Raw genomic sequence first — 25430 nt, 5'->3', positions numbered from 1 at the left:
TGTCAGCCGTTGCGCGGGCTCGGGAAGACGCCCGGGCGGGGTTCGGGGAGGGCCGGGGTGGGGTGCGGGACGGAGCGGGCGGCCGGGACGGCCGGGGCGGCCGGGACCGGCGGCACGGCGGCCGGCTCGGGGCCGCTGTGCCCTACCGGGGGCTCGCCGCCCTCCGCGGGGCTCGCCGTCGCGGCGCGGCGGGACCCGTAACGGCGGTGCACCGCCTGCTTGGTGACGCCGAGCGCCGAGCCCACCGCGTCCCAGGAGAAGCCGAGCGAGCGGTCGAAGTCGACCGCGGCGGTGACCAGGGTTTCGACGCTGTCCCGCAGCTCCTGGGCGAGCCGTACGGTGGGCGCCGGGGCGCGGCCGTAGACGACGAAGCCCGCGGACGGTCCGGTGCGCCGCGGCCGGTAGACGTTGCCCAGCTGGGCGGTGAGGGTGCGCAGCGCGTCCACCTGCCGGCGGACCCGCTCGATGTCCCGGACCAGGAGGTGCAGGCTGGCCCGTGCCTGGGCGTCGTGAGTTGCGTGGTCGGCCATGAACAAGCCTCTCGAACCGGCGGTGAAGGGGGTGGGCGGGAAGGGTGCCGGGCCGCGGGTCGCGGCCCGGTGCGGTCAATCTCTCTTGACCAACGCGGCACCCGCCCGTCGGTCACGGTCCGGGGCGTGCGGGAGTTGGCCCGTACGCCCCCAGGCCCTGTCCGGCGGATCTTCGCGGGCCGCCGGACCATAGACTGAGGCGCCGTTTCCGCCGTATCACGCCCCGCTACGAGAGGTAGTCCGTCACCCATGAGGCTCGTCTTCGCCGGTACCCCCGAGGTCGCTCTGCCCGCGCTGGACGCACTGATCGCGTCCGACCGGCATGAGGTGGTGGCCGTCGTGACCCGTCCCGACGCGCCCGCCGGGCGCGGCCGCCGGCTGGTGGCCAGCCCGGTCGCGGAGCGGGCCGAGGAGGCGGGCATCGAGGTGCTGAAACCGGCCAAGCCGAGGGACGCGGACTTCCTCGCCCGGCTCACCGAGATCGCCCCGGACTGCTGCCCGGTGGTGGCCTACGGCGCGCTGCTGCCCAAGGCGGCGCTGGAGATCCCGGCCCACGGCTGGGTCAATCTGCACTTCTCGCTGCTGCCCGCGTGGCGCGGCGCGGCGCCGGTGCAGCACGCGGTGCTCGCGGGCGACGAGGTGACCGGGGCGTCGACGTTCCAGATCGAGGAGGGGCTGGACTCGGGGCCGGTGTACGGGGTGGTCACCGAGGACGTACGGTCCACCGACACCAGCGGCGATCTGCTGGCCCGGCTGGCCATGGCCGGGTCCGGGCTGCTCGCGGCGACGATGGACGGCATCGAGGACGGTTCGCTGCGCGCGGTGCCGCAGTCCGCCGAGGGCGTCTCCCTCGCCCCGAAGATCAACGTCGAGGACGCGGAGATCGACTGGTCGGCGCCCGCGCTGCGGGTCGACCGGCTGGTACGGGCGTGCGCCCCGGCGCCGGGCGCGTGGACGACGTTCCGCGGGGAGCGGCTGAAGGTGGTCTCGGCGGCTCCGGCGGCGGACCGTACGGATCTGGCCCCCGGCGCGCTCGCCGCGACCAAGAAGGCGGTGTACGCGGGCACGGCCAGCCACGCCGTGGAGCTGACCTGGGTCCGGCCGCAGGGCAAGAAGCCGATGCGGGCGGCGGACTGGGCACGTGGCGTACGGATCGCCGAGGGCGAGCGGCTCGGCGGCTGACGCGGCATGGAGGGGGATGGGGCGCGCCGGGGGCGCCGGTCATTGACTTGAACCTTGGTTGAAGTCCTACCGTCCTGATCGTGCCGCCGGTCCGGACCCACCGGCGTAACTTTCGTGGCGGCACCCCGGAACCCTTCGGAGGTGCGCGATGAGCATGGAAGTCACCGCGTGGCATTCCCTGTACCAGGCCACCCACGCCCACGACGACCGGCGGCCCTTCTCCCGTGCGACCCTGCGCCGCATCGGGACCTTCGCCCGCCCGCACCGCCGCCCGCTGCTGCTGTTCGTCCTGCTGAGCACCGTGGTGGCGGTGACCGCGGTCGCCACCCCGCTGCTCGCCGGCAGGGTGGTGAACGCGATCGACCGCCACGCGCACCAGTCCACGGTCCTCGGCCTGGCCGGGCTGATCGCCGCCATCGCGGTGGCCGAGGCGGCGGTCGGGCTGCTGACCCGGCGGCTGTCCGCGAACATCGGCGAGGGGCTGATCCTCGATCTGCGCACGGCCGTCTTCGACCACGTGCAGCGGATGCCGGTCGCCTTCTTCACCCGCACCCGCACCGGTGCGCTGGTCAGCCGCCTCAACAATGATGTGATCGGCGCGCAGCGGGCGTTCAGCGACACCCTCTCCGGAGTGGTGAGCAACGCGGTGACGCTGCTGCTCACCTTCGTCGTGATGGTCGGCATCTCCTGGCAGATCACGCTGCTCGCGCTGGTGATCCTGCCGGTGTTCCTGCTGCCCGCCCGCCGGGTCGGCAGGCGGCTCGCCACGCTGCGGCGCGAGGCGGCGGCCCACAACTCCGCCATGGGCACCCAGATGACCGAGCGGTTCTCCGCGCCCGGCGCGACGCTGGTGAAGCTCTTCGGCCGCCCGGCCGACGAGTCCGCCGAGTTCGCCGCGCGGGCCCGCCGGGTACGGGACATCGGCGTCCGCACCGCGATGGTCCAGGTCTCGTTCGTCACCGCGCTGACCCTCGTCTCCGCCCTGGCCCTCGCCCTCGTCTACGGACTCGGCGGCTACTACGCGCTGCGCGGCAGCCTCGACCCCGGCGCCGTCGTCTCCCTCGCGCTGCTGCTCACCCGGCTGTACGCGCCGCTGACCGCGCTGGCCGGGGCGCGGGTGGAGGTGATGAGCGCCCTCGTCAGCTTCGAGCGGGTCTTCGAGGTGCTCGACCTGAAGCCGCTGATCACCGAGAAGCCGGACGCGCGGCGGGTCCCGGACGGGCCGGTGGCGGTGGAGTTCGACCACGTCGACTTCGGCTACCCGTCCGCCGACAAGGTGTCGCTCGCCTCCCTGGAGGAGGTGGCCCAGCTGGACACCCGCGGCGGCCTCCAGGTGCTGCACGATGTGTCCTTCCGAGCCGAACCCGGCCAGATGGTCGCGCTGGTGGGATCGTCCGGCGCGGGCAAGTCGACCATCGCGCAGCTGCTGCCGCGCCTCTACGACACCGACGAGGGCGCCGTCCGGCTGTCCGGCGTGGACGTCCGCGACCTGACCGCCGCCTCGCTGCGCGAAGCCCTCGGCATGGTCACCCAGGACGGCCACCTCTTCCACGACACGATCCGCGCCAACCTCCTGCTGGCCCGCCCCGAGGCGGTCGAGGAGGAGCTGTGGGAGGTGCTGCGCCGGGCCCGGCTGGACGGGCTGATCGCGTCGCTCTCGGACGGTCTCGACACGGTCGTCGGCGAACGCGGCTACCGCCTCTCCGGCGGTGAGCGCCAGCGGCTGACCATCGCCCGGCTGCTGCTGGCCCGCCCCCGGGTGGTGATCCTCGACGAGGCCACCGCCCATCTGGACTCCACCTCCGAGGCCGCCGTGCAGGAGGCGCTCGCCGAGGCCCTGGACGGGCGGACCGCCGTGGTGATCGCCCACCGGCTGTCCACGGTGCGGGCGGCGGACCTCATCCTCGTCGTGGAGGACGGCCGGATCGTGGAACGCGGCACCCACGACGCGCTGCTCGCCGCCGAGGGGCGCTACGCGGAGCTGTACCGCACCCAGTTCCAAACCCAGCCCCGGCCCGATGGAATGCCCGGGGAGACAGCGAACGCGCTCAGCTGAGCCGCGTAGGCTGGGTGGGGGTGTCTTGCCGATCATGCCGGGCTCCCGACGCCTGGCACGGCTCCTCGCGGCCCCGCGCTCGTCGCACGCAGCGCCGCTGCGCTCTCCTCACGCGGGTTGCGAGCTACCGCGCCAGACGCCGCTCGCTGATCCGGCCTGATCGGCAAGACACCCCCTAGTGCTGATCACCCATACCCTCCGGAGCACATTTCCCGTGAGCCACCAGCCCGGCCCTCCCCGTCGCAGCCGCCCCGGCAAGCCCTACCGCCGACCGAAGAAGGACCCCGTACGGATCCTCGCCTTCGAGGCGCTGCGGGCGGTCGACGAACGGGACGCGTACGCCAACCTCGTCCTCCCGCCCCTGCTCCGCAAGGCGCGGGAGGACGGTGGCTTCGACGCCCGGGACGCGGCGCTCACCACCGAGCTGGTCTACGGCACCCTGCGCCACCAGGGCACCTACGACGCGGTCATCGCCGAATGCGTGGACCGCCCGCTGCGCGAGGTGGACCCGCCCGTCCTCGACGTGCTGAGCCTGGGCGCCCACCAGCTGCTGGGCACCCGCATCCCCACCCACGCCGCCGTCTCCGCGAGCGTCGAACTGGCCCGGGTGGTGCTCGGCGACGGCCGCGCCAAGTTCGTCAACGCGGTGCTGCGCAAGATCGCCGCCGCGGACCTCGACACCTGGCTGGAGCGGGTCGCCCCGCCGTATGACGAGGACCCCGAGGAACACCTCGGCGTCGTGCACGCCCATCCGCGCTGGATCGTCTCGGCGCTGTGGGACGCGCTCGGCGGCGGCCGCGCCGGGATCGAGGACCTGCTGGAGGCCGACAACGAACGGCCCGAGGTCACCCTCGTCGCCCGCCCCGGCCGGTCCGGCACCGACGAACTGGTCGCCGCCGTCGGCGAGGAGTCCGCGCTGCCGGGCCGCTGGTCCCCGTACGCCGTGCGGCTCACCGAGGGCGGCGAGCCCGGCGCGCTGGACGCGGTCCGCGAGGGGCGCGCCGGGGTGCAGGACGAGGGCAGCCAGCTCGTCGCCCTCGCCCTCGCGAACGCCCCGCTGGACGGCCCCGACCGGCGCTGGCTGGACGGCTGCGCGGGCCCCGGCGGCAAGGCCGCCCTGCTCGGCGCCCTCGCCGCGGGGCGCGGCGCGGCCCTGGTGGCCGCCGAGAAGCAGCCGCACCGGGCCCGGCTGGTGGAGCGGGCCCTCACCGGCAACCCCGGCCCGTACCAGGTGATCACCGCCGACGGCACCCGCCCGCCCTGGCGGCCCGAGAGCTTCGACCGGGTGCTGGTGGACGTCCCGTGCACCGGCCTCGGTGCCCTGCGCCGCCGCCCCGAGGCGCGCTGGCGCCGCCGCCCCGAGGACCTGGCCGGATTCGCCCCGCTCCAGCGCGGCCTGTTGCGCGAGGCGCTGGCCGCCGTCCGCGTCGGCGGCATCGTCGGCTACGCGACCTGCTCCCCGCACCCGGCCGAGACCCGCGCCGTGGTCGATGACGTCCTGGGCGAGGCCCGCAAGAACAAGACCGCCACGGCGGAGTGGATCGACGCCCGCCCCCTGATGCCCGGCGTCCCCGCGCTCGGCGAGGGCCCCGACGTCCAGCTGTGGCCCCATCTGCACGGCACCGACGCCATGTACCTCGCCCTGCTGCGCCGCACGGGCTGAAGGGGCGGGGGGCGTTCGAACAGAAGGCGGTCACGGGATATCTTGATGTCGAGCAATGTTACAGACGTGGAGCGGAGCACCCGGTGACTGACTCGACCATCATCTATACGCACACCGACGAGGCCCCGGCCTTGGCGACGTATTCGTTCCTGCCTGTGGTCGAGGCCTACGCCTCGACGGCCGGGGTCTCCGTGGAGCGGCGGGACATCTCCCTGGCCGGGCGCATCATCGCTCAGTTCCCCGAGCGCCTCGAGGAGAGCCAGCGCATCGAGGACGCCCTCGCCGAGCTGGGCGACCTGGCCAAGACGCCCGGGGCCAACATCATCAAGCTGCCGAACATCTCGGCGTCCATCCCGCAGATGAAGGCGGCCATCGCCGAGCTGCAGGAGCAGGGCTACGCGCTGCCGGACTACCCGGACGACCCGAAGACCGACGAGGAGCGGGACATCCGCGCCCGGTACGACAAGGTCAAGGGCAGCGCCGTGAACCCGGTGCTGCGCGAGGGCAACTCCGACCGCCGCGCCCCGGCGTCGGTCAAGAACTACGCCAAGGCCAACCCGCACCGCATGGGCGCCTGGTCGGCCGATTCGAAGACCAACGTCGTCCACATGACCGGCGACGACTTCCGCTCCACCGAGAAGTCCGCGGTGATCGCCGAGGCCGGTTCGCTGCGCATCGAGCTGACCGGTGACGACGGCTCCACCACCGTGCTGCGCGAGTCGGTGCCGGTGCTCGCGGGCGAGGTCGTGGACGCGTCCGTGATGCGCGTGGCGGTGCTGCGCGAGTTCCTGAAGGAGCAGGTCGCGCGGGCCAAGGCCGAGGGCGTGCTGTTCTCGGTGCACCTGAAGGCCACGATGATGAAGGTCTCCGACCCGATCATCTTCGGCCATGTCGTACGGGCCTTCTTCCCGAAGACGTTCGCCGAGTACGGCCAGGTGCTGGCCGCGGCCGGGCTCACCCCGAACGACGGGCTCGGCGGCATCCTCAAGGGCCTGGAGTCGCTGCCCGAGGGCGCGAAGATCAAGGAGTCCTTCGAGGCGGAGCTGGCCGAGGGCCCGGAGCTGGCCATGGTCGACTCCGACCGCGGCATCACCAACCTGCACGTCCCGAGCGACGTCATCGTCGACGCCTCCATGCCGGCCATGATCCGCACCTCGGGCCACATGTGGGACACCAAGGGCGAGGAGGCCGACACCCTCGCGGTCATCCCGGACAGCAGCTACGCGGGCATCTACCAGGTCGTCATCGACGACTGCCGCGCCAACGGCGCCTTCGACCCGTCGACCATGGGCTCGGTGCCCAACGTCGGTCTGATGGCGCAGAAGGCCGAGGAGTACGGCAGCCACGACAAGACCTTCGAGATCCCGGCCACCGGCACGGTGCGGGTGACCGACGGCCAGGGCAACCTGGTCCTGGAGCAGACGGTCAGCGAGGGCGACATCTTCCGGATGTGCCAGACCAAGGACGCGCCGATCAGGGACTGGGTCAAGCTGGCGGTCACCCGCGCCCGCGCGACCGGCGACCCGGCGGTGTTCTGGCTGGACGAGGGCCGCGCCCACGACGCCAACCTGATCGCCAAGGTCAAGCAGTACCTCCCGGAGCACGACACCGAGGGGCTGCGGATCGAGATCATGTCGCCCGTCGACGCGATCGCGTTCTCCCTGGAGCGCATCCGCCGCGGCGAGAACACGATCTCGGTCACCGGCAATGTGCTGCGTGACTACCTGACCGACCTGTTCCCGATCCTGGAGCTGGGCACCAGCGCCAAGATGCTGTCGGTCGTGCCGCTGATGAACGGCGGCGGGCTGTTCGAGACCGGTGCGGGCGGCTCCGCGCCCAAGCACGTGCAGCAGCTGGTCAAGGAGAACTACCTGCGCTGGGACAGCCTGGGCGAGTTCCTCGCGCTCGCGGTCAGCTTCGAGCACCTCGCGCAGACCACCGACAACGCGCGGGCCCAGGTGCTCGCCGACACGCTGGACCGGGCGACCGCCACGTTCCTCCACGAGAACAAGTCGCCCAGCCGCCGGGTCGGTGGCATCGACAACCGCGGCAGCCACTTCTACCTGGCGCTCTACTGGGCCCAGGAGCTGGCCAAGCAGACCGAGGACGCCCAGCTCGCGGAGTCGTTCAAGGCGCTGGCCGCGACCCTGACCGAGCAGGAGCAGACCATCGTGGACGAGCTGCTCGCCGTCCAGGGCTCGCCGTCCGACATCGGCGGCTACTACCAGCCCGACGGGGCCAAGGCGTCGGCCGTGATGCGTCCGTCGCAGACCCTCAACCAGGCGCTGGCCGCCCTGCGCTGACGGTCGTCCCGGTACGTCCCCGCCCCGGCCGGTGTTCCGGCCGGGGCGGTTCCGTGTCCAGGCGCCTCAGGGCACCGCGGGCATCGCCTCCCGCGGCGCGCCGGTCGGGGTGTACGGCTTCGCCGTATCGGCCCGCGGGCCGAGGTCCTTGTGGACCGCGCGGGCCACGGCCTGGATGGCGGCGACCCCGTCGTTCATCTTGGCGTTGTCCTGGGTGAGCACGGTGAGGGTGTAGTCGTGGCCGCGCCCGGTGAACGCGCCGATGCTGTGCACCCGCCAGCCGTGTGTCGCCCGGGACAGCCAGCCGTTCTTCACCTGGATCGTGGTGCCCCGCGGCGCGCCCGCCGGGGTGCCCCAGCGCTGGGACGGCACGACGTCCCGCATCAGCCTCAGGATGTACGTACGGGAGTGGTCGCCCAGCACCGTGTTGTGCTGCGTCACCCGCTCCAGCAGCTTCTCCTCGTCGTTCGCGGTGATCTGGGTGAGCCCCCAGTAGCCACCGCCGCCGGGCACGGTCCTGGTCATCCCGGCGGCTCGCAGGAACGCCTTCACCCGGGTCACCTTGAGCTGCCGCCACAGCGCGCTGGTGGCGTCGTTGTCCGACTTGGTGATCATGGCGGTGGCGAGCCGGGACTCGCGCCGGGTCAGCGTCCGGCCGTGCTTCTCGGCGTCCCACAGCAGCGTGGCCAGCACCGTCACCTTCACCACGCTCGCGGAGTCGAACGGCCGGTCCGCGCGCAGCGTGCAGCGGGTGTGCGTGGCCGGGAAGCGGAGGCTGACCGCCGTGGTGGCGGACCGGCCGTGCAGCGCCGCGGTGATGTCCCGGGCGAGTTCGGCGGCCTGACCCGCCCGGTCGGAGACGCAGACCGGGTGCGGGGTCGCGGCCGTCGCGGTCTCCGCACCGGCGAGCGCCGGGGTGAGGAGCCCCGCGGCCAGCGCCACGGTGAGCGCGGCGCGGGGCCGTGGGCGTATTCGCTGTCGCGTCATGGTCGGTTGCCTCTGTCCTTACGTGTTCCCGCCCGTCACACGGGCATCCCTGGTCACTCATCCCTCATGACCCACAACCGACAGTGCGGGTTGTCTCCGGGCTCCAGGATCTTGATCACCCCATCGCGGCTCCCGCGCGGCGGCAACCGGGGCGGGCCAACCGGGGCGGCGGCCGGATCGTGATCATCCCGGGTCCATGGGCGGGCGCCGGGCGTGGCAGGCTGGTCCCATGGCCGTGCAGATCAACCCCAGCATCCTGTCCGCGGACTTCTCCCGCCTGGCGGACGAAGCCAAGGCCGTCGAGGGCGCCGACTGGCTCCATGTCGACGTGATGGACAACCACTTCGTGCCCAATCTGACCCTCGGAGTGCCGGTGGTGGAGGCGCTGGGCAAGGCGACGGACACGCCCATGGACTGCCACCTCATGATCGAGGACCCGGACCGCTGGGCCCCGAGTTACGTGGAGGCGGGCGCCGGTTCGGTCACCTTCCACGTGGAGGCCGCCGCCGCGCCCGTACGGCTGGCGCGCGAGATCCGGGCCAAGGGCGCGCGGGCGTCGATGGCGCTCAAGCCCGCGACCCCCATCGAGCCGTACGAGGACCTGCTGCCCGAGCTGGACATGCTGCTGGTGATGACCGTGGAGCCCGGCTTCGGCGGGCAGGCGTTCCTCGACATCATGCTGCCCAAGATCCGCCGCACCCGTGAGCTGATCTCCCGGCACGGCCTGGAGATGTGGCTCCAGGTGGACGGCGGGGTCTCCGCCTCGACCATCGAGCGGTGCGCGGAGGCGGGCGCCGACGTGTTCGTGGCGGGTTCCGCGGTCTACGGGGCGCAGGACCCGGACCGGGCCGTACGCGACCTGCGGGCCTTGGCCGAGAAGGCGGCGGGCACCACCGGGCTGTGCGGCCACGAAGCCACCGGTCCGTGAACGTCACGGTAAAGCGCGAACCAACTCCACCGTTTCTGACAGGATGAACGGTGAGGCCGGAACATTGACAAGTGAGGAGACCGCGGTGTCGACGGGCCGTTCAGCCACGCGGATGGGACCCGCCGAACTGGTGCAGGCGGCGGCCATGGCGCGCCGCTTCTACCTCGAGGGCAAGTCCAAGATCCAGATTGCCGAGGAGTTCGGGGTCAGCCGCTTCAAGGTCGCGCGCGTGCTGGAGACCGCGCTCGAACGCGACTTGGTGCGGATCGAGATCCGGGTCCCGGCCGAACTCGACGCGGAGCGCTCCGACGCGCTGCGCGCCCGCTACGGGCTGCGCCACGCGGTCGTCGTCGAGTCCCCGGCCGACGCCGAGGCCGACACCCCGGACCCGGAGAACCTGGGCGAGGTCGCGGCCGACCTGCTCGGCGAGCTGGTGAACGAGGGCGATGTGCTCGGGCTGGCCTGGGGCCGTTCCACCATCCACATGGCCGCGGCGCTGCACCGGCTGCCCCCGTGCACCGTCGTCCAGCTCACCGGCGTGTACGACGCGGGCACGGCCGAGCGCGGCTCGGTCGAGGCGGTCCGGCGCGCCGCCGCCGTCTCCGGCGGCGAGGCCCACCCGATCTACGCGCCGATGCTGCTGCCGGACACCGCGACGGCGGACGCGCTGCGCGGGCAGACCGGGATCGCCCGCGCCTTCGAGTACTTCGACAAGGTCACCGTGGCCTGCGTGTCCATCGGCTCGTGGGAGGCCGGGATCTCCACGGTGTACGACATGATCAGCGAGAAGGAGCGGGCCCACTACGAGAGCCTCGGCGCCGCCGCCGAGATGTCGGCCCACCTCTTCGACGCCGAGGGCCGCCGCATCGGCCGCGACCTGGGCGAGCGCTGCATCACGGTGGAGGCCGACCGGCTGCGCCGGATCCCCGAGGTGGTGGCGATCGCGGGCGGCCGCCGCAAGGCGGAGGCGATCGGCGCGGTGCTGCGGTCGGGGTTGGTCACCAGCCTGGTGACCGACACGACGGCGGCTGACCACTTGCTGCTGGAGGCGGACCCCGGCCCCCGCCCCGCCCTCGACCGGGCCGATCCCGACGGCGTGTAGCGGCGCGGGTCACATCAGACGCGGGGCTCATACCAGAAGCAGGGCTCACACCAGGCGCGGGGATTACGTCAGCAGCAGGGCGGCGTCCCACGGCACACGGCCGTGGGTGGACTCGGCCGGTGGCGTGCTCCGGCCGAGCAGGGCGAGGGCGACGCCCGCCGCGCCCTCCAGGAACGTCGGCGCGTCCAACGGATCCGGACGGTGCGGCGGCACCGGCGCGGTGGGATAGCCGAAGGCCGCGCCGGGGTCGAAACGGGCGCACAGCCGCTCCGCGATCTCGGCCGCCCGCGCGGACAGCCACGGGTCGTCCAGCTCGTCGGCCATGCGTCCGGTGATCCGCGCCAGCCCGGCGAGGCCGTGGCACACGCCGGGGTCGTCCAGCCCCCGCAGGCCGCCGGGGTGGGCGAAGACCGCCCTCATCGCCTCCGCCGCACCGCGCACCCACGCGTCCTCGCCCAGCGCGACTCCGGCGAGGTGCAGCGCGCGGGCGATCCCCGGTGTGCCGTAGCACCAACTCGCGCGCCCCCGCTCCAGGTCCGGCCGGGTGGGGGCCAGTTCCTGTTCGGCGGAGACCGTACCGGGCCACCAGGCTCCCGTGTCCGCGTCCTGCTGGCGCCAGCTCATCAGCCACCGGGCGATACGCCGGATCGCCGTGTCCTGGTCGGGGACACGCTGTCCGCGCGTCCAGCACAGGGACAGCAGCGCGAGGGGCCCGGCGATGCCGTGGGCGAGGCCCAGGTCGAGCACCCACTCCCGCCCGTGCCCGCCCAGCGCGGCGGGCCACGGGGGGCTGAACCAGCCGGGCAGCGGCCCGGCCTCGGCCGTGACGGGCTCGGTGAGGGCGACGAGATACCGCAGCACGTCGCGGACCGCTCCGGGATCGGCCGGTTCGGCGAGGAAGTACCGGCCGAGGCCGGTCACACCGGAGACGACGTCGAAGTGCCCCCGGTCCGCCCCGGGCGTACCCGTTTCCATCCGGCCGTACTCGGCGTCGAGGACGCTCCCGAGGCGACGCCGCAGGGCGTCGTCGACCCGGCCCCGCACGGTGGCGTAGTCCCGGGGCGAGCGGGCGGCGTGTTTGGTGGCGAAGCCGAGCCCGCCCAGACCCGTGATCAGCCCGGGACCCTTGGCACCGGTGAACCCGGCCTCCGCTGCCAGCAGGGCGTGGACCGTCGTGCGCAGGTCCGGGTCGCTGTCGCTCAGCTCACTGAGGAGCAGCGCCGCCCCCGAGGCACCCATGCCGAGCCCGGCATCGGTGAAGCCCCCGGTGCCGGTGCCGGTGACGTGGTCGCGGATACGGGCGGCGATCTCGGCCACCACCGTGGCGGCGTCCCACTGTCCGGCTGGTGTCGTCATGCGAGGTGCTTCCGTCGTCCGTGTTCGATCTGGGCGAGGCCGCGCAGCGCCGCCAGTGAGCGGTTCTCGGACATGCGTGAGGTGCCGATGAGACGGTTGTGGTGCATGTGCAACACGCTTGCCAGCACCGGTCGGTCGGCGGCCACGGAGGCATAGGCGCGCATGGCGGCCGCCCTGGCATCCACGGCGGCGAGTGCGGCGTCGGCGCCCTCGGCGGGGAAGGCGGCCCGGGGCCCGCCGTCCAGCAGGTGACGTGCCGTCGCGCGGTGTTCCCGGAAGTAGGCGTGGTGCTTCTCGTCACGCGGGTCGCGCAGCCACGACTCGGTCCACCGGTCGCCGTGGACCTGGCGGACCAGGTCGAGGTAGTTGGCCGCGGCGAGCATCGGCGGATCGGTGGTGACCGCGCCGGCCGCCCGGAGGCGCAGTTGTTCCAGGACGGCGACGCTGTCGTGGTGGAAGACCGTCTCGGCGGCTGCCACGGCCTGGTGGCCGCCGTAGCGGTGGGCCTCGGGCTCGTAGCCGTCGATGACGAACGCCCCGGCCAGACGCAGGTCGCGCAGCCGCTCCACCCAGTCGAGGACCCCCGGCAGCAGCTCACCGTGGAGCGTGCCGGGGTCGCCGTGGAACCGCACCCGCAGATGCGCGCCGGACGGATCGGTGTAGCGGAGGAAGAACCAGCGGTCCACCCCGGGCGGAAGGGCCGCCAGTAGCCGGGGCAGGTGCTCGGCCAGGACCTCGTCCTGGCGGTTGGCGTAGGTGTAGAGCTTGCCGTAGAGCCACTCGCGGCTGTGCCGCGGGGCGGGCGGAGCGACCGGGCTGATCGGCCGTGCGGGAGCCCGGACGGCCGAGGGCTCGGCGGCGGCCGGGCGGGCGGGGAAGAGCGGGAGCACCAGCTCGCTGCTGAACGCCCCTGAGCCGGTGGCCAGCCAGCCGTCGCCCGCGCCCGCGTCCTCGGGGGTCTCGTACGCCGTCACCTCCGTGCCCCGGCCGAGTTCGCGGCGGAGCAGCATGCGGTGGAGCGGGGCGGTCAGGTCGAGTTCCACCCGGCGGTCGCCGCCGCCGACGGTCACCCGCTCGGGCATGTTCCAGCGCGCCCGCCAGGCGTCCAGATGACGCTCCCATTCCGCGTCGGGGAGGGCGGAGTCGGACAGCTCCGGGGCGGTCATCCGCCAGCGGGCGGGGGCGAGGACCGACCTGCCGTACCGGACGCGGGGCAGATGGGGAAGCGTGGAGAGGCCACCCCACAGCCATACGCACGAAGGCCCGCTTCCCATGCTCGGCACCTCGCGCAGCAGCCGGAGCGCGGCGGGGGCGAGGTGCGGGCTGAGCATGGCCGGAAAGTGGGGATTGACCTCCTGTCCGGTCGAGGCGTCCACGACATACAGCCGGTCGAGGTCGGCGGCCAGCGCGAGATCGTCCATCCCGCGCACGGCGGGCGAGGCACGGTCCGCGAAGCTGCCCACCGCGACGCGCTCGGTCCAGAACGGTCGTACCCGGGCCAGGTTGGCATCGCGTCCGCTCAGCGGCAGGAAGTCCAGCTGGGCCTGGAGCGCTCCGGGCCGGGCCTGGTCGGCGGCGGAACGGCGGGCCAGCCCGCCCACCGCCTCCCCATCGTCGAGGAGGTAGGCGAACCGGCCGAAGAGGGCACCCGGTGACGGTGACCCCGTCGACGGGGAGAGCACGAGCGCGAAGTCGCCCTGTTCCAGGGCCTGCTGCGAGGGGGCGGTCAGATGGGCGCAGAGTTCCAGCGCCTTGGCGGGCGGCGCTCCTGAGCCGCGCAGCCGGTCGAGTGCCGCGTCGTCGAGCACCACCTCGCGGTCGCCCGAGGCGATCGCCGCGAGAGCCAGCTCGGCCAGGAACGCGTCCCGGGCCCGGGCGCGTTCGCCCGGCTCGCCGGGTTCCGCCGCGCGCCGCTCGCTCCTCGGATGGTCGTAACCGGCGGGCGGGCCCAGGCCGGTGTGCGGGTCGAGTACGTCGCCGAGCGGCACGGCCCGGCCGGTGCCGTAGCGTTCGACGAACGCGTCGCGGTACTCCCGCAGCGCCGGTGCGGGCACCGGGTCGGGTGCGGCGAGAAGCAGCGCCCGGGCCGCGCGCTCAGCCTCCCGCAACACCTCCCGGGGCAGGGTGACATCGGCGTCCAGCCGCATGTCGACCTGGATCGACTGGTCATCGGCGCGCAAGCCGCCCATCGCGTCGAGGGCCGACTGCCAGCGGCCGAGGCCCGCGCCCAGGGGTTCCGCGCCGTACTCCGCCAGCAGATCGCCGATGACGGCCAGCTCACCGGCCTCCTCGGCCCGGCCCACGGATTCGAGGACGTCCACCGCGTACCGCAGCGGGTCGGTTTCGGTGAGCGGGGGGCGCAGTTCGGTGAGGAGGAAGCCCTGGCGGACGAGCCCGAGGAGAAGCCCCTCCTTGGATGACGCGGGGACGCTCGGGTACGCGTCGTCGAGGATCTTCAGCAGGTCCTGGGCCGGACGGGGGTGCCGGGTGGCGGCGAGAACGGTCTTCACGGCCGCCGTGTGGCGTACGGAGACCTCTTGGGCGCTCTGTCCCTCGCGCCGCACTTCGGAACCGTCGAGGTCCTTCGCGTCGTAGGCGACGGGGAGCACCCAGCGCTGCCCGCGCGCGAAGCCCAGATCGTTCGCGGTGACGCGAAGCTCCCGCAGCACTTCGAGGTCTCCCTCCCACGCGGCGAGGACGCCGGTCAGCCAGCCGCCGTCCGGGCGTACCACCTTGCGGTGCCGGGTGTCCATCCGGACCTGGCAGTCCTCGCCGAAGGACACCGGGGCGACGCCCGCGAGGAGTCCGAAGGGAGTGGCGCGGCTGGCGCCGCGCAGGACGTAACGGGTCGCCGAGAGCGTGAGCTTGCGCAGGGCGCCCGGCTTCATCGGCGCGCCCGCGCGCAGCGTTTCGACGGCCCGGCGCAGTGAGGGGCTGGAGACGGCGAGGGCCTCCTCGACCCGTCCGTCGGAGAGGAGCGAGTCGACGTACCGGCGGACCTGTTCACGGTCGCGCGGGTCGATGTCGGCGCGGGTCGCGGCGGCCGCGCGAGGAAGGAGGGGGACCCGGAGCATTCCGGTGGGTTCCGCGTGGAACGTCGCGTGGTCTCCGGTCATGGTGTGCCCTCTCCCGTTCGCGCTCGGCACCGTACAGATTCCGCCGTCAGCGAGCCGTGGGGCCCGGGAGCCGGTGCCCCGGGCCCCACGGCCTCAGCCCGCTCGTATCAGGGGCAGACGGCCTGCGAGGCACAGCCCCCCAGCTGGGACGGGCAGTAGACGATGGTGCCCGTCTTGGCGCCCTCGGCGGCCGTCGACTCGTCCAGCTCGATCCGCACGTCCAGGTCGAACTCCGACAGCTCGGTCATCGGCTCTGCCAGCGTGGCAGCAGACATAATCCATTCCTTTCAGTGGAGGGACGCGACGGCAGTCGTGCGCACTGAGTGCCTGTCAACACGCCCACCCCGTGCGGCCCCCGGTCCGCAGGTTTACACACCGGGCACTCGTGTCGAGCGCCCGGACAACCTGTGTACCTCACCTACCTGCGATTTCGCATTTCCGGAGAGTTGACGCTGAGGATTCCCTCAGAGAGTCGCCGCTGATGGAACGCGCGGCATCATCCGGTCCCTCTTAGGTATTTATGGACGGGCCCCGCCGCAGGTGGGCGCGGGGAACGGCAATTCTCCGTATGGGATCACTCGCCCTTGAGCGGACGCTCGGGTAGCGTTTTGACGTAAGGTAGACGACTTTTCCGGCATGGGAGTGGCCCCCGCGGGTTCCTCTTTGGAGGATCACATGATTGCGGGGTCTTTTATTGTGCCTTCGGAGGAGTGACCTACGTCGCTGCGCGTGAAATTGTGAGACCCATGCGTTTCCTTGAGCCCGGTACGGGGTGCCACGTAGAAGCATCCCCGGTTCCCTATGACCTGACGTACGACGATGTGTTCATGGTGCCGAACCGCTCCGCGGTCGGCTCCCGCCAGGGCGTCGACCTGGCCTCACCCGACGGCACCGGCACCACCATCCCGCTCGTGGTCGCGAACATGACCGCGATCGCGGGTCGCCGGATGGCCGAGACGGTCGCCCGGCGCGGCGGCCTCGTCGTCATTCCGCAGGACATCCCGATCGACGTCGTCGCCGACGTCGTCCGCTGGGTCAAGAGCCGCCACCTGGTCCTGGACACCCCGATCGTCCTCGCCCCCTCCGGCACCGTCGCCGACGCGCTGTCGCTGCTGCCCAAGCGGGCGCACGGCGCGGGCGTCGTCGTGCAGGACGGCCGCCCGGTGGGCGTGGTGACCGAGTCCGACCTGACCGGGGTGGACCGGTTCACGCAGCTGTCCGAGGTGATGTCCCGGGAGCTGCTGCTGCTCGACGCCGATATCGACCCGCAGGAGGCCTTCGGTCAACTCGACGCGGCGCACCGCAAGTTCGCCCCGGCCGTCGACGCGGACGGGAAGCTGGCCGGAATCCTGACCCGCAAGGGCGCGCTGCGCGCCACGCTGTACCAGCCCGCCGTGGATGGCGGTGGCCGGCTGCGGATCGCCGCCGCCGTGGGTGTCAACGGCGATGTGGAGGGCCACGCCAAGGCGCTGCTCGACGCCGGGGTGGACACCCTGGTCGTGGACACCGCGCACGGCCACCAGGAGTCGATGATCACCGCGCTGAAGGCGGTCCGCGCGCTGGGCCCGCGGGTCCCCGTCGTCGCGGGCAACGTGGTCGCCGCCAAGGGGGTGCGCGATCTGATCGAGGCGGGCGCCGACATCGTCAAGGTCGGCGTCGGACCGGGCGCCATGTGCACCACCCGCATGATGACCGGCGTGGGCCGCCCGCAGTTCTCGGCGGTGCTGGAATGTGCCGCCGAGGCGCGGAAGCTGGGCAAGCACGTCTGGGCGGACGGCGGGATCCGGCACCCGCGCGACGTGGCGATGGCGCTGGCGGCCGGGGCGTCCAACGTGATGGTCGGCTCGTGGTTCGCCGGTACGTACGAGTCTCCGGGCGACCTCCAGCACGCCGCCGACGGGCGGCCGTACAAGGAGAGCTTCGGCATGGCGTCCGCGCGCGCCGTGCGCAACCGCACCAGTGAGGAGTCGCCCTACGAGCGCGCTCGCAAGGCGCTGTTCGAGGAGGGAATCTCGACCTCGCGGATGTTCCTGGACCCGTCCCGGCCGGGGGTCGAGGACCTGATCGACTCGATCATCGCGGGGGTGCGCAGCTCCTGCACCTACGCGGGCGCGGGCTCGCTGGAGGAGTTCCACGAGCGCGCCGTGATCGGCGTGCAGAGCGCCGCGGGCTACGCCGAGGGCAAGCCGCTGCACGCCAGCTGGGAGTGACGAGGCGGTGCCCCGCGAGGGCACCACACGACGGTGGCCCCACTCGGCTCGGGTGAGTGGGGCCACCGTCGTGTCGTTGTACCGAATTACCGGATGACGCCTCGCGGGTCACCACCCCGGCGGGGCAGGGCGTGCCGGGGCGGGCTGGTGAGGGTGATCTGGCGTACCAGCTGGTGGAACGAGACCAGCGCGGCGACCGGGGGGAGACCGGCGACGGCCATGCTGGGCGCGTTCCTGGGGGCGTGCGCGACGCACAGGAAGACCGCGATCGTCGAGAAGAGCACGACCACCGCCCAGGAGTGCGCCGCCCCGCGGCGGTGCAGCGCGGCCCGCAGCACGGACAGCGAGGCGACCAGCCAGGGCCCGTAGACCAGCAGGGGCCACCACGCCGCCATGGACTCCGAGGTGCTGGGGGAGGCCAGATAGCGCAGCGGGCGGTACGAGATCATCCCGCCCAGCACGCTCAGCATGGCGACGATCACCGTGGTCATCGCCGCGAAGATCAGGCTGATCATCTGGAGCCACGGCATGGTCGGCAGCCGGAAGCGGACCCGGCGGCGCTTGCCGCGCCCGCGCACATGGGCGGGGGAGGGGGGTCGGAGGGGGATCGGGCCGGTGGAGTGCACCGGCTCCTCGAGGGGGACGGAACCGGGGATCGGACCGGGAACGGAACCGGGGACGGGCCCCGGGGCGGGGACGGTGGGGATGGCCCCGGTGCTCTGGAGCAGCCGCGCCAGGTCTCCCTCCAGGTCCCAGCGGCCCTCCAGGGAATCCGGGTCCGGCAGGGGGAAAGGATTCATCTGGTACGCGACGCCCGTGTCGAACCGCTCCGCGGGGTCGGGGGGCAGGCGGTGGCCGGTGGGGTGGGGCCCGTAGCCGCCCGGCCTCGGCTCGGTGTACGTCATGCCTGGACGCCCGCCTCGACGCCCGGCTCCGCCGGACCGGAGCGCTGGAGGAAGTCGTCCTCGATCCTCCCCAGCGTCGTGAGGAAGTCCTCCCAGACCCTCGAACAGTAGGCGAGGGGGTAGTCGTGCGGGAACCGCTCGTCCTCCGCCCCGTGGTCCCGGGCCCGGAACACGGGTTCGGCCGTAAGCGGAGCGTGGTCAGGGGGCTGCAGCCTGTCAGTCGTCACGTCCCCACCAACGACCGCCAAATTGGTGCCGTATCGCGGCATTCGGGTGAACCGGGGGGTGACGCGCGCACGGGCGTCGCAATGATTCCCTGGCGAGCGCCCCCGAGCGCAATGATCGGACACGTATGCGCAAGGATGGTGCATTACGGCCGCGGCCGGACGACTCATAGGGTCTTGCGCTAACGCTGAGTGGCGGGGACCGACTGCTCGGCGATTCCCATCTGCGGATTTGTCACCCGGGCATCCCTATGCCCGCGTTCGGTCGTACGCCACCAGATACCTACGCCGATGGCAGCGATTAAGGAGCCCCCCACGTGTTGGAGCACGGCACAGCCCCTCCCACCCCCCAGCGACCGGAGCCAGGACCCCCGGCCGGTGGGCTCGGCGCCCGCCTGATGCGGCGCAAACCGGTGGAGCGGCTGGTCGCCGAGGGTGGCCAGGGTGAGGGCGGGAGCCTGCGGCGCTCCATGGGCGTCTGGCAGCTGACGATGATCAGCATCGGCGCGACGCTGGGCACCGGCATCTTCGTCGTCCTCGGCGAGGCGGTGCCGGACGCGGGTCCCGCGGTCATCGTGTCGTTCGTCATAGCCGGGCTCACCGCGCTGTTCTCCGCGCTCTCGTACGCGGAGCTGGCGGGCACGATCCCGGTCTCCGGGTCCTCGTACTCGTACGCCTACGCGACCATGGGCGAGCTGGTCGCCTGGGTGTGCGGCTGGTGTCTGATCCTGGAGTACGGCGTCTCGGTCGCGGCCGTCGCCGTGGGCTGGGGGCAGTACCTCAACGAACTGCTGGACGGCACGCTCGGCATCACCATCCCCGACGCGCTGGCCGCCCCGCCCGGCGACGGCGGCGTCTTCAACCTGCCCGCGCTGCTGGTGGTGTTGCTGTCCATGGCGTTCCTGCTGGGCGGCGCCAAGGAGAGCGCCCGGGCCAACGCGATCATGGTCGGGGTGAAGATCGCCGCGCTGATCCTGTTCTGCGCAGTCGCCTTCACCGGCATCCGGGCCGGGAACTACACGCCGTTCATGCCGCTGGGCATGGCGGGTGTCAGCGCCGCCGGGGCCACCCTCTTCTTCTCGTACATCGGCTTCGACGCCGCCTCCACGGCGGGCGAGGAGGCCAAGAACCCGCAGCGTGACCTGCCGCGCGCGATCATGCTCTCGCTCGTCATCGTCACCGCGCTGTACTGCCTGGTCGCGGCGGTCGCGGTGGGCGCCCTGCCGTGGAAGAAGTTCGAGGGCACCGAGGCCGCGCTCGCCGGGATCATGCAGGACGTCACCGGTCAGAGCTTCTGGGCCGTGGTGCTGGCGGCCGGCGCCGTCATCGCGATCGCCTCCGTGGTGCTGACCGTGCTCTACGGCCAGACCCGCATCCTCTTCGCGATGTCCCGCGACGGGCTGGTGCCGCCGGTCTTCTCCAAGGTCCACGCCGGAACCGGGGTGCCGCGCGCCAACACTGTGATCGTCTCGCTCTTCTGCGGCGTCCTCGCCGCCGCGATCCCGCTCGGCCAGCTCGCCGACGCCACCAGCATCGGCACGCTCTTCGCGTTCGCGCTGGTCAACATCGCCGTGATCGTGCTGCGGCGGCGCCGTCCCGATATGACGCGGACCTTCCGGGTGCCGCTGTCGCCGCTCTTCCCGCTCATCGGCTTCGGGCTGTGCCTGTGGATGATGAACAGTCTGGAGATGGTGACCTGGGTGGTCTTCGGTGTCTGGATGGCCGTCGGCCTTGTGCTGTACTTCGCATACGGCATGCGCCGATCCCGACTGGCCACAGCAGAGAAGTGACACCCCCGCAGTGCGACTGAACGACCTCGACGAACGCATCGTCCACGCCCTCGCCGAAGACGCCCGCCGCTCCTACGCCGACATCGGCGAACAGGTCGGCCTGTCCGCCCCCGCCGTCAAGCGGCGGGTGGACCGGCTGCGGGCCGACGGCGCCATCACCGGCTTCACCGTACGGGTGGACCCGGCGGCGCTGGGCTGGGAGACCGAGGGGTTCGTCGAGCTGTACTGCCGCCACAACACCTCGCCCGACGACATCCGCCGCGGCCTGTCGCGCTACCCGGAGGTGGCGTCCGCGTCGACCGTCACCGGCGACGCGGACGCCGTCGTCCAGGTGTTCGCCGCCGATATGCGCCACTTCGAGCGGGTGCTGGAGCGGATCGCGGGTGAACCGTTCGTGGAGCGCACCAAGTCGGTGCTGGTGCTGTCGCCGCTGCTGCGGCGTTACACCTCGGGTGCCCCGACGTAGCGCCCCCTCGCGCCGGAGCGGCATCTCGCCGCTCCGGCCCCGGCGCGCTGAATCACCGGCGCAACGAATCGCCGTACGGGTCCGGAAACGCGTAACGGATCCACGCGGAGCGCGCAACGATCGCGGCTTGTCGGCCGATCTCGGCGCAACGTACCGTTTTCTGTGTACGGTCACGTCTCCCCAGAGGTCTCCATGCCGCCGCTGCGCACCGCCCTGCTCCAGAGCTCCGGTCACCCCGGCGACCCCGCCCGTAACCTCAAGGCCCTCGACGCCGCCGCCGAGCGCGCCGCCGCGGACGGGGCCGGGCTGCTGGTCACGTCCGAGATGTTCCTCACGGGCTACGCCATCGGCGACGGCGTGCACCGGCTGGCCGAACCCGCCGACGGGCCAAGCGGCCGGGCCGTGGCCGAGATCGCCGCCGAGCACGGCATCGCCGTCCTCTACGGCTACCCGGAGCGCGCCGGACAGGCCGTCCACAACTCCGCCCGCCTGGTAGGCCCCGACGGCACCGCGCTCGCCAACTACCGCAAGACCCACCTCTTCGGCTGCTTCGAGAACGACTGGTTCACCCCCGGTGACACCCCCGTCGTCCAGGCCGAGCTGGGCGGGCTGACCATCGGCATCATGATCTGCTACGACGTGGAGTTCCCGGAGAACGTCCGGGCCCACGCCCTGGCCGGCACCGATCTGCTGCTCGTGCCGACCGCGCAGATGCACCCCTTCCAGTTCGTCGCCGAATCCCTCGTCCCGGTACGGGCCTTCGAGAGCCAGATGTACATCGCGTACGTCAACCGCAGTGGCCCCGAGGGCGAGTTCGACTTCATCGGGCTGAGCTGCCTGGCCGGTCCCGACGGCACCATGCGCGCCCGGGCGGGCCGCTCCGAGGAACTGGTCCTCGGCGACGCCGACCCCCGGCTGCTGGCCACCTCGCGCCGGATCAACACGTACCTGCGCGACCGCCGCCCCGGGCTGTACGGGTCCATCGGCTGACCCTGACCCCCGCCCGCTCCCCCCACCCTCATCTGGCCACCCTCACCTGGCCCGATCCGCAAGGAGTCCGTACCCGATGACGTCCACGGTGCCCACCGCCGTCCACGACGAGCACGAGTCCGAGCACACCGACACCCTTCCGCCGGTCACCATGTTCGGCCCGGACTTCCCGTACGCCTACGACGACTTCCTCGCCCATCCGGCGGGCCTCGGCCAGATACCGGCGACCGAGCACGGCAGCGAGGTCGCGGTCATCGGCGGCGGGCTCTCCGGCATCGTGACCGCGTACGAGCTGATGAAGATGGGCCTCAAGCCCGTCGTGTACGAGGCCGACCGGATCGGCGGACGGCTGCGCACCGTCGGGTTCGAGGGCTGCGACGGGGACCTGACCGCCGAGATGGGCGCGATGCGGTTCCCGCCGTCCTCCACCGCGCTCCAGCACTACATCGACCTGGTCGGCCTCGTCACCGAGCCGTTCCCCAACCCGCTGGCCCCGGAGACCCCGTCCACCGTCGTCGACCTCAAGGGCCAGTCCCACTACGCCCGCACCATCGACGACCTGCCGCAGGTGTACCGCGAGGTCGCGGACGCCTGGAACGCCTGCCTGGAGGAGGGCGCGGACTTCTCCGACATGAACCGCGCCATCCGCGAGCGTGACGTCCCGCGCATCCGCGAGATCTGGGCGAAGCTCGTGGAGAAGCTCGACAACCAGACGTTCTACGGCTTCCTCTGCGACTCCTCGGCCTTCACCTCCTTCCGCCACCGCGAGATCTTCGGCCAGGTCGGCTTCGGCACCGGCGGCTGGGACACCGACTTCCCCAACTCCATCCTGGAGATCCTGCGCGTCGTCTACACCGAGGCCGACGACCACCACCGCGGCATCGTCGGCGGCAGCCAGCAGCTCCCGCTGCGGCTGTGGGAGCGCGAGCCCGAGAAGATCGTCCACTGGGCGCAGGGCACCTCGCTGTCCTCCCTGCACGACGGCGCGCCGCGCCCGGCCGTGACCCGGCTGCACCGCGCCGCGGGCGACCGGATCGTGGTGACGGACGCGGACGGTGACATCCGCTCGTACCAGGCGGTCGTCTTCACCGCGCAGTCCTGGATGCTGCTCTCGAAGATCGACTGCGATGACTCGCTCTTCCCGATCGACCACTGGACGGCGATCGAGCGCACCCACTACATGGAGTCCAGCAAGCTCTTCGTGCCCGTCGACCGGCCGTTCTGGCTGGACCGGGATGAGGAGACGGGCCGGGACACGATGAGCATGACGCTCACCGACCGGATGACCCGCGGTACGTACCTGCTGGACAACGGCCCGGACCGGCCCGCCGTCATCTGCCTCTCGTACACCTGGTGCGACGACAGCCTCAAGTGGCTGCCGCTGTCCGCGAACGAGCGGATGGAGGTCATGCTGAAGTCGCTGTCGGAGATCTATCCGAAGGTGGACATCCGCAAGCACATCATCGGCAGTCCGGTCACGGTGTCGTGGGAGAACGAGCCGTACTTCATGGGCGCGTTCAAGGCCAACCTGCCCGGGCACTACCGCTACCAGCGGCGGCTGTTCACCCACTTCATGCAGGACCGGCTGCCGGCCGGACAGCGCGGCATCTTCCTCGCGGGGGACGACATCTCCTGGACCGCGGGCTGGGCCGAGGGCGCCGTGCAGACCGCGCTCAACGCGGTGTGGGGCGTCATGCACCGCTTCGGCGGCGCCACCGACGCGCACAACCCGGGGCCGGGCGATGTGTACGACGAGATCGCGCCGGTCGAACTCCCGGAGGACTGAGCCTCCTCAGTCGGCGGACGGCAGGGGAGTGAGCAGGCAGCGCCCGACCAGGCCCACGGTCTTGTCGATCCGCTCCGTGAACTCCTCGACCAGCTCCGGCAGTGCCCGCAGACCCCACAGGGCGCGGAACGCCGCCCACGCGGCGTCCCGCGCCCTGTCCAGGCTCCACGAGCCGACGAGATGGGTGAGCGGATCGGCCGCCTCCAGCGGATCCGGGCCGGGCATCAGCTCCTCCCGGATCCGCACCTCCATATCGGTGAGCAGCGCCCCGACCTGGTCGAAGTCGCCCTCCAGGGCGGCGGGTTCGGTACCCCGGGCCCGGCAGGTGTCCACCAGCGCGAGCGCCAGGTCGTGGCCGATGTGGGCGTTGATCCCGGCGAGGGCGAACTGCACCGGGCGGACGCCGGGGTGGCCGCGCAGTTCGAACAGCGGCCGCCAGCAGGCCGGTGGCCGCCGCCCGGCCGCCCCCGCGTCGACCGCCGCCAGATAACGGCAGGCGAACCGTACGTCCAACTCCTCGGTGGCGGCCGGGTCCTGGAAGCCGCCGGTGCCGAGGCGGCGGCCGACCTCCTCGGTGACCTGCAAATACACCCGGTTGAAGACCGCCACTCCGTCCTCGGGCGGCAGCGCCGCGCCGAGCGCGCTCATGCGCGCCACGACGCTCCGCACGGTGCGCGGCGGTGTGAGCCGCTGGGCGGGCATCGGCATCGGCGTCGGCGTCGTCATGGGGAACAGCGTGGCAGCGCGCACCGGGCCTCGGAAGCTGGTGCCCCGTCACATCCCCCGTACGGCGCAGCGTTTCGGCATGACCGTTACAGCACGCCCGCGTCGCGCGCCGTCCACATCGACGGGTACAGCGGACGCCAGCCCAGCTCGTCGCGCAGCCGCAGGTTGGAGGTGCACCCGAACCAGGTGTCGCTGTCCGTCCGCTCGGCCAGGCCCTCGGGGAGCGGTACCCCGAGGATCTGATGCAGCTCGACGATGGTCGCCGGGGCGTCGTCCACGATGTTGTACTTCCGCCCCGACACCGAACCGCCCGCCGCACCGCCGGGGGCGCGCAGCAGCCGCAGCAGCGCCTGCGTCACATCCGCGTGGTGGACCATGGCGAGCCGCTGGTTCCCGGCCCAGGCCCCGGCCAGCTGGAGCGACTCGGCCAGATGCGGGTCGCCGTCCCCGTACACGAAGGCCAGGCTGCCGATGCGCAGGTCGAGGCCGTGGTCCCGGTGCAGCGCCAGCAGTTCCCGCTCGGCCTCCGCCTTCGCCGCGGGGTACGCGCCCCACAGCAGGGCGCCGTCGGGCATGCTCTCGTCGTCCTCCACCAGCGGCCGCCCGCGCGAGGCGCCGTACACGAGATTCGTGCTGACCTGGACGAACCGGCTCGTGCCCGCCTCGACCGCGGCCCGTCCCAGGGCCACCGCGGCGTCCCGGTTGACCGCCCACGCCTCCTCGTCCGGCACCCCGCGGAACGCCGCCGCGATGTTGACCACGGCGTGCGCCCCGTCCACGGCCTTGCGCAGATCCTTCTCTTCGCGCAGATCACCCACCGCCATCTGCGCGCCGAGCGCCGCGAACGGCGCGCCCCGCTCCTCGTCGCGGACCAGCACCCGCACCTCGGTCCCGGACCGGGCCTCCGCCAGCAGCCGCTTCGTGAACCGCTGCCCCACCCGGCCCGTCACACCCGTCACCAGAATCAACGGCATGCGAACAACCGCCCTTCGTCTCGATTGGTCGGCGTCTTGATCGGCCGGCGTTCACTGTGCGCCCACGGATCAGGGCACCGGGAGAGACCTCCGTATCCAGGGATCGGCAGACCCTGGATACGGGCGGGCCGTGGCG

The 25430-nt window shown here is 72.5% G+C and carries 20 protein-coding genes; 11 read left to right on the top strand and 9 right to left on the bottom strand.

The features are described 5' to 3' along the window. Nucleotides 1-2 precede the first annotated feature (2 nt). A complete protein-coding gene (locus ACZ6CL_RS28180; RefSeq protein ID WP_468940312.1) occupies nt 3-530 on the bottom strand; it encodes a hypothetical protein in 528 nt (175 codons plus the stop codon). Between the two features lie 249 nt (nt 531-779). Between ACZ6CL_RS28180 and fmt the strand changes: the two genes are divergently transcribed. The 4 genes from fmt (at nt 780) to ACZ6CL_RS28160 (ending at nt 7734) form a co-directional block, all read left to right on the top strand. Then, the gene (gene fmt / locus ACZ6CL_RS28175) at nt 780-1712 is read left to right on the top strand and encodes a methionyl-tRNA formyltransferase (protein WP_468940310.1); all 933 of its coding nucleotides are present in this window, start codon (nt 780-782) and stop codon (nt 1710-1712) included. A gap of 148 nt (nt 1713-1860) precedes the next feature. After that, the gene (locus ACZ6CL_RS28170; protein ID WP_468940307.1) at nt 1861-3768 is read left to right on the top strand and encodes an ABC transporter ATP-binding protein; all 1908 of its coding nucleotides are present in this window, start codon (nt 1861-1863) and stop codon (nt 3766-3768) included. Nucleotides 3769-3982: 214 nt separating this feature from the next. Further along, nucleotides 3983-5431: an RsmB/NOP family class I SAM-dependent RNA methyltransferase gene (locus tag ACZ6CL_RS28165; protein ID WP_468940304.1), complete on the top strand. Its 1449-nt coding sequence runs from the start codon at nt 3983-3985 to the stop codon at nt 5429-5431. A gap of 83 nt (nt 5432-5514) precedes the next feature. Next, entirely contained in the window at nt 5515-7734 is a 2220-nt protein-coding gene (locus ACZ6CL_RS28160; protein WP_468940301.1) for an NADP-dependent isocitrate dehydrogenase, read from the top strand. A 66-nt stretch (nt 7735-7800) separates the two neighbouring features. Here ACZ6CL_RS28160 and ACZ6CL_RS28155 read toward each other — a convergent pair whose 3' ends face one another. Continuing rightward, nucleotides 7801-8721: a serine hydrolase gene (locus ACZ6CL_RS28155; protein ID WP_468940299.1), complete on the bottom strand. Its 921-nt coding sequence runs from the start codon at nt 8719-8721 to the stop codon at nt 7801-7803. A gap of 229 nt (nt 8722-8950) precedes the next feature. On the opposite strand from ACZ6CL_RS28155, the gene rpe reads away from it, so the two are divergent. Together rpe and ACZ6CL_RS28145 are read left to right on the top strand one after the other, a co-directional pair. Continuing rightward, the gene (rpe, locus tag ACZ6CL_RS28150) at nt 8951-9649 is read left to right on the top strand and encodes a ribulose-phosphate 3-epimerase (protein ID WP_468940297.1); all 699 of its coding nucleotides are present in this window, start codon (nt 8951-8953) and stop codon (nt 9647-9649) included. A 112-nt stretch (nt 9650-9761) separates the two neighbouring features. Next, nucleotides 9762-10751: a sugar-binding transcriptional regulator gene (locus ACZ6CL_RS28145; protein ID WP_468940468.1), complete on the top strand. Its 990-nt coding sequence runs from the start codon at nt 9762-9764 to the stop codon at nt 10749-10751. Between the two features lie 63 nt (nt 10752-10814). Here ACZ6CL_RS28145 and ACZ6CL_RS28140 read toward each other — a convergent pair whose 3' ends face one another. From ACZ6CL_RS28140 to ACZ6CL_RS28130, 3 genes are all read right to left on the bottom strand, one after another. Beyond that, complete coding sequence (locus tag ACZ6CL_RS28140; RefSeq protein ID WP_468940295.1) at nt 10815-12107, bottom strand: lanthionine synthetase C family protein; 1293 nt, start codon at nt 12105-12107, stop codon at nt 10815-10817. Further along, nucleotides 12104-15223 carry a lantibiotic dehydratase gene (locus ACZ6CL_RS28135; protein WP_468940294.1) on the bottom strand — a complete coding sequence of 1040 codons (3120 nt, stop codon included), beginning with the start codon at nt 15221-15223 and terminating at the stop codon, nt 12104-12106. Before ACZ6CL_RS28135 ends, ACZ6CL_RS28140 begins: the two co-directional genes overlap by 4 nt. Nucleotides 15224-15330: 107 nt before the next feature. Then, complete coding sequence (locus tag ACZ6CL_RS28130; RefSeq protein ID WP_468940292.1) at nt 15331-15498, bottom strand: FDLD family class I lanthipeptide; 168 nt, start codon at nt 15496-15498, stop codon at nt 15331-15333. A gap of 471 nt (nt 15499-15969) precedes the next feature. Here ACZ6CL_RS28130 and ACZ6CL_RS28125 point away from each other — a divergent pair, with 471 nt between their 5' ends. Next, entirely contained in the window at nt 15970-17433 is a 1464-nt protein-coding gene (locus ACZ6CL_RS28125; RefSeq protein WP_468940290.1) for a GuaB1 family IMP dehydrogenase-related protein, read from the top strand. An 86-nt stretch (nt 17434-17519) separates the two neighbouring features. Here the strand turns inward: ACZ6CL_RS28125 and ACZ6CL_RS28120 are convergent, their stop codons facing one another. Further along, entirely contained in the window at nt 17520-18338 is an 819-nt protein-coding gene (locus tag ACZ6CL_RS28120) for a DUF2637 domain-containing protein (protein ID WP_468940288.1), read from the bottom strand. Next, nucleotides 18335-18565 (bottom strand): hypothetical protein, encoded by a 231-nt coding sequence (locus ACZ6CL_RS28115; RefSeq protein ID WP_468940286.1) that lies wholly within the window; start codon nt 18563-18565, stop codon nt 18335-18337. The genes ACZ6CL_RS28120 and ACZ6CL_RS28115 overlap by 4 nt, the downstream gene beginning before the upstream one ends. A 314-nt stretch (nt 18566-18879) precedes the next feature. Here ACZ6CL_RS28115 and ACZ6CL_RS28110 point away from each other — a divergent pair, with 314 nt between their 5' ends. From ACZ6CL_RS28110 to ACZ6CL_RS28095, 4 genes are all read left to right on the top strand, one after another. Next, nucleotides 18880-20352, top strand: a complete 1473-nt coding sequence (locus ACZ6CL_RS28110; protein WP_468940283.1) for an amino acid permease — start codon at nt 18880-18882, stop codon at nt 20350-20352. Between the two features lie 10 nt (nt 20353-20362). After that, nucleotides 20363-20818, top strand: a complete 456-nt coding sequence (locus ACZ6CL_RS28105; RefSeq protein ID WP_468940281.1) for an Lrp/AsnC family transcriptional regulator — start codon at nt 20363-20365, stop codon at nt 20816-20818. Between the two features lie 192 nt (nt 20819-21010). Next, nucleotides 21011-21808 carry a carbon-nitrogen hydrolase family protein gene (locus tag ACZ6CL_RS28100; RefSeq protein WP_468940278.1) on the top strand — a complete coding sequence of 266 codons (798 nt, stop codon included), beginning with the start codon at nt 21011-21013 and terminating at the stop codon, nt 21806-21808. A 76-nt stretch (nt 21809-21884) separates the two neighbouring features. Next, a complete protein-coding gene (locus ACZ6CL_RS28095; RefSeq protein WP_468940275.1) occupies nt 21885-23594 on the top strand; it encodes a flavin monoamine oxidase family protein in 1710 nt (569 codons plus the stop codon). A gap of 6 nt (nt 23595-23600) precedes the next feature. On the opposite strand, the gene ACZ6CL_RS28090 is transcribed toward ACZ6CL_RS28095, so the two are convergent. Further along, nucleotides 23601-24320, bottom strand: a complete 720-nt coding sequence (locus tag ACZ6CL_RS28090; protein WP_468940272.1) for a DUF5995 family protein — start codon at nt 24318-24320, stop codon at nt 23601-23603. 86 nt (nt 24321-24406) lie between these two features. Continuing rightward, on the bottom strand, nt 24407-25294 hold the full coding sequence (locus ACZ6CL_RS28085; RefSeq protein WP_468940270.1) for an NAD-dependent epimerase/dehydratase family protein: 888 nt from the start codon (nt 25292-25294) through the stop codon (nt 24407-24409). Nucleotides 25295-25430: the final 136 nt, after the last annotated feature.

The sequence above is a fragment of the Streptomyces sp. NPDC041200 genome, assembly GCF_055591805.1.
Note: the sequence above shows the minus strand (reverse complement) of the source record. Positions and strands in the feature narration are given on the sequence as shown.

Bases quoted from the DNA above. Each gene is read 5' to 3' on its own strand.
- ACZ6CL_RS28095 (WP_468940275.1), top strand. From the start codon at position 21,885: ATGACGTCCACGGTGCCCACCGCCGTCCACGACGAGCACGAGTCCGAG.
- ACZ6CL_RS28170 (WP_468940307.1), top strand. From the start codon at position 1,861: ATGAGCATGGAAGTCACCGCGTGGCATTCCCTGTACCAGGCCACCCAC.
- ACZ6CL_RS28145 (WP_468940468.1), top strand. From the start codon at position 9,762: ATGGGACCCGCCGAACTGGTGCAGGCGGCGGCCATGGCGCGCCGCTTC.
- rpe (WP_468940297.1), top strand. From the start codon at position 8,951: ATGGCCGTGCAGATCAACCCCAGCATCCTGTCCGCGGACTTCTCCCGC.
- ACZ6CL_RS28085 (WP_468940270.1), bottom strand. From the start codon at position 25,294: ATGCCGTTGATTCTGGTGACGGGTGTGACGGGCCGGGTGGGGCAGCGG.
- ACZ6CL_RS28090 (WP_468940272.1), bottom strand. From the start codon at position 24,320: ATGACGACGCCGACGCCGATGCCGATGCCCGCCCAGCGGCTCACACCG.
- ACZ6CL_RS28120 (WP_468940288.1), bottom strand. From the start codon at position 18,338: ATGACGTACACCGAGCCGAGGCCGGGCGGCTACGGGCCCCACCCCACC.
- ACZ6CL_RS28100 (WP_468940278.1), top strand. From the start codon at position 21,011: ATGCCGCCGCTGCGCACCGCCCTGCTCCAGAGCTCCGGTCACCCCGGC.
- ACZ6CL_RS28155 (WP_468940299.1), bottom strand. From the start codon at position 8,721: ATGACGCGACAGCGAATACGCCCACGGCCCCGCGCCGCGCTCACCGTG.
- ACZ6CL_RS28140 (WP_468940295.1), bottom strand. From the start codon at position 12,107: ATGACGACACCAGCCGGACAGTGGGACGCCGCCACGGTGGTGGCCGAG.
- ACZ6CL_RS28135 (WP_468940294.1), bottom strand. From the start codon at position 15,223: ATGACCGGAGACCACGCGACGTTCCACGCGGAACCCACCGGAATGCTC.
- fmt (WP_468940310.1), top strand. From the start codon at position 780: ATGAGGCTCGTCTTCGCCGGTACCCCCGAGGTCGCTCTGCCCGCGCTG.
- ACZ6CL_RS28130 (WP_468940292.1), bottom strand. From the start codon at position 15,498: ATGTCTGCTGCCACGCTGGCAGAGCCGATGACCGAGCTGTCGGAGTTC.
- ACZ6CL_RS28180 (WP_468940312.1), bottom strand. From the start codon at position 530: ATGGCCGACCACGCAACTCACGACGCCCAGGCACGGGCCAGCCTGCAC.
- ACZ6CL_RS28125 (WP_468940290.1), top strand. From the start codon at position 15,970: ATGCGTTTCCTTGAGCCCGGTACGGGGTGCCACGTAGAAGCATCCCCG.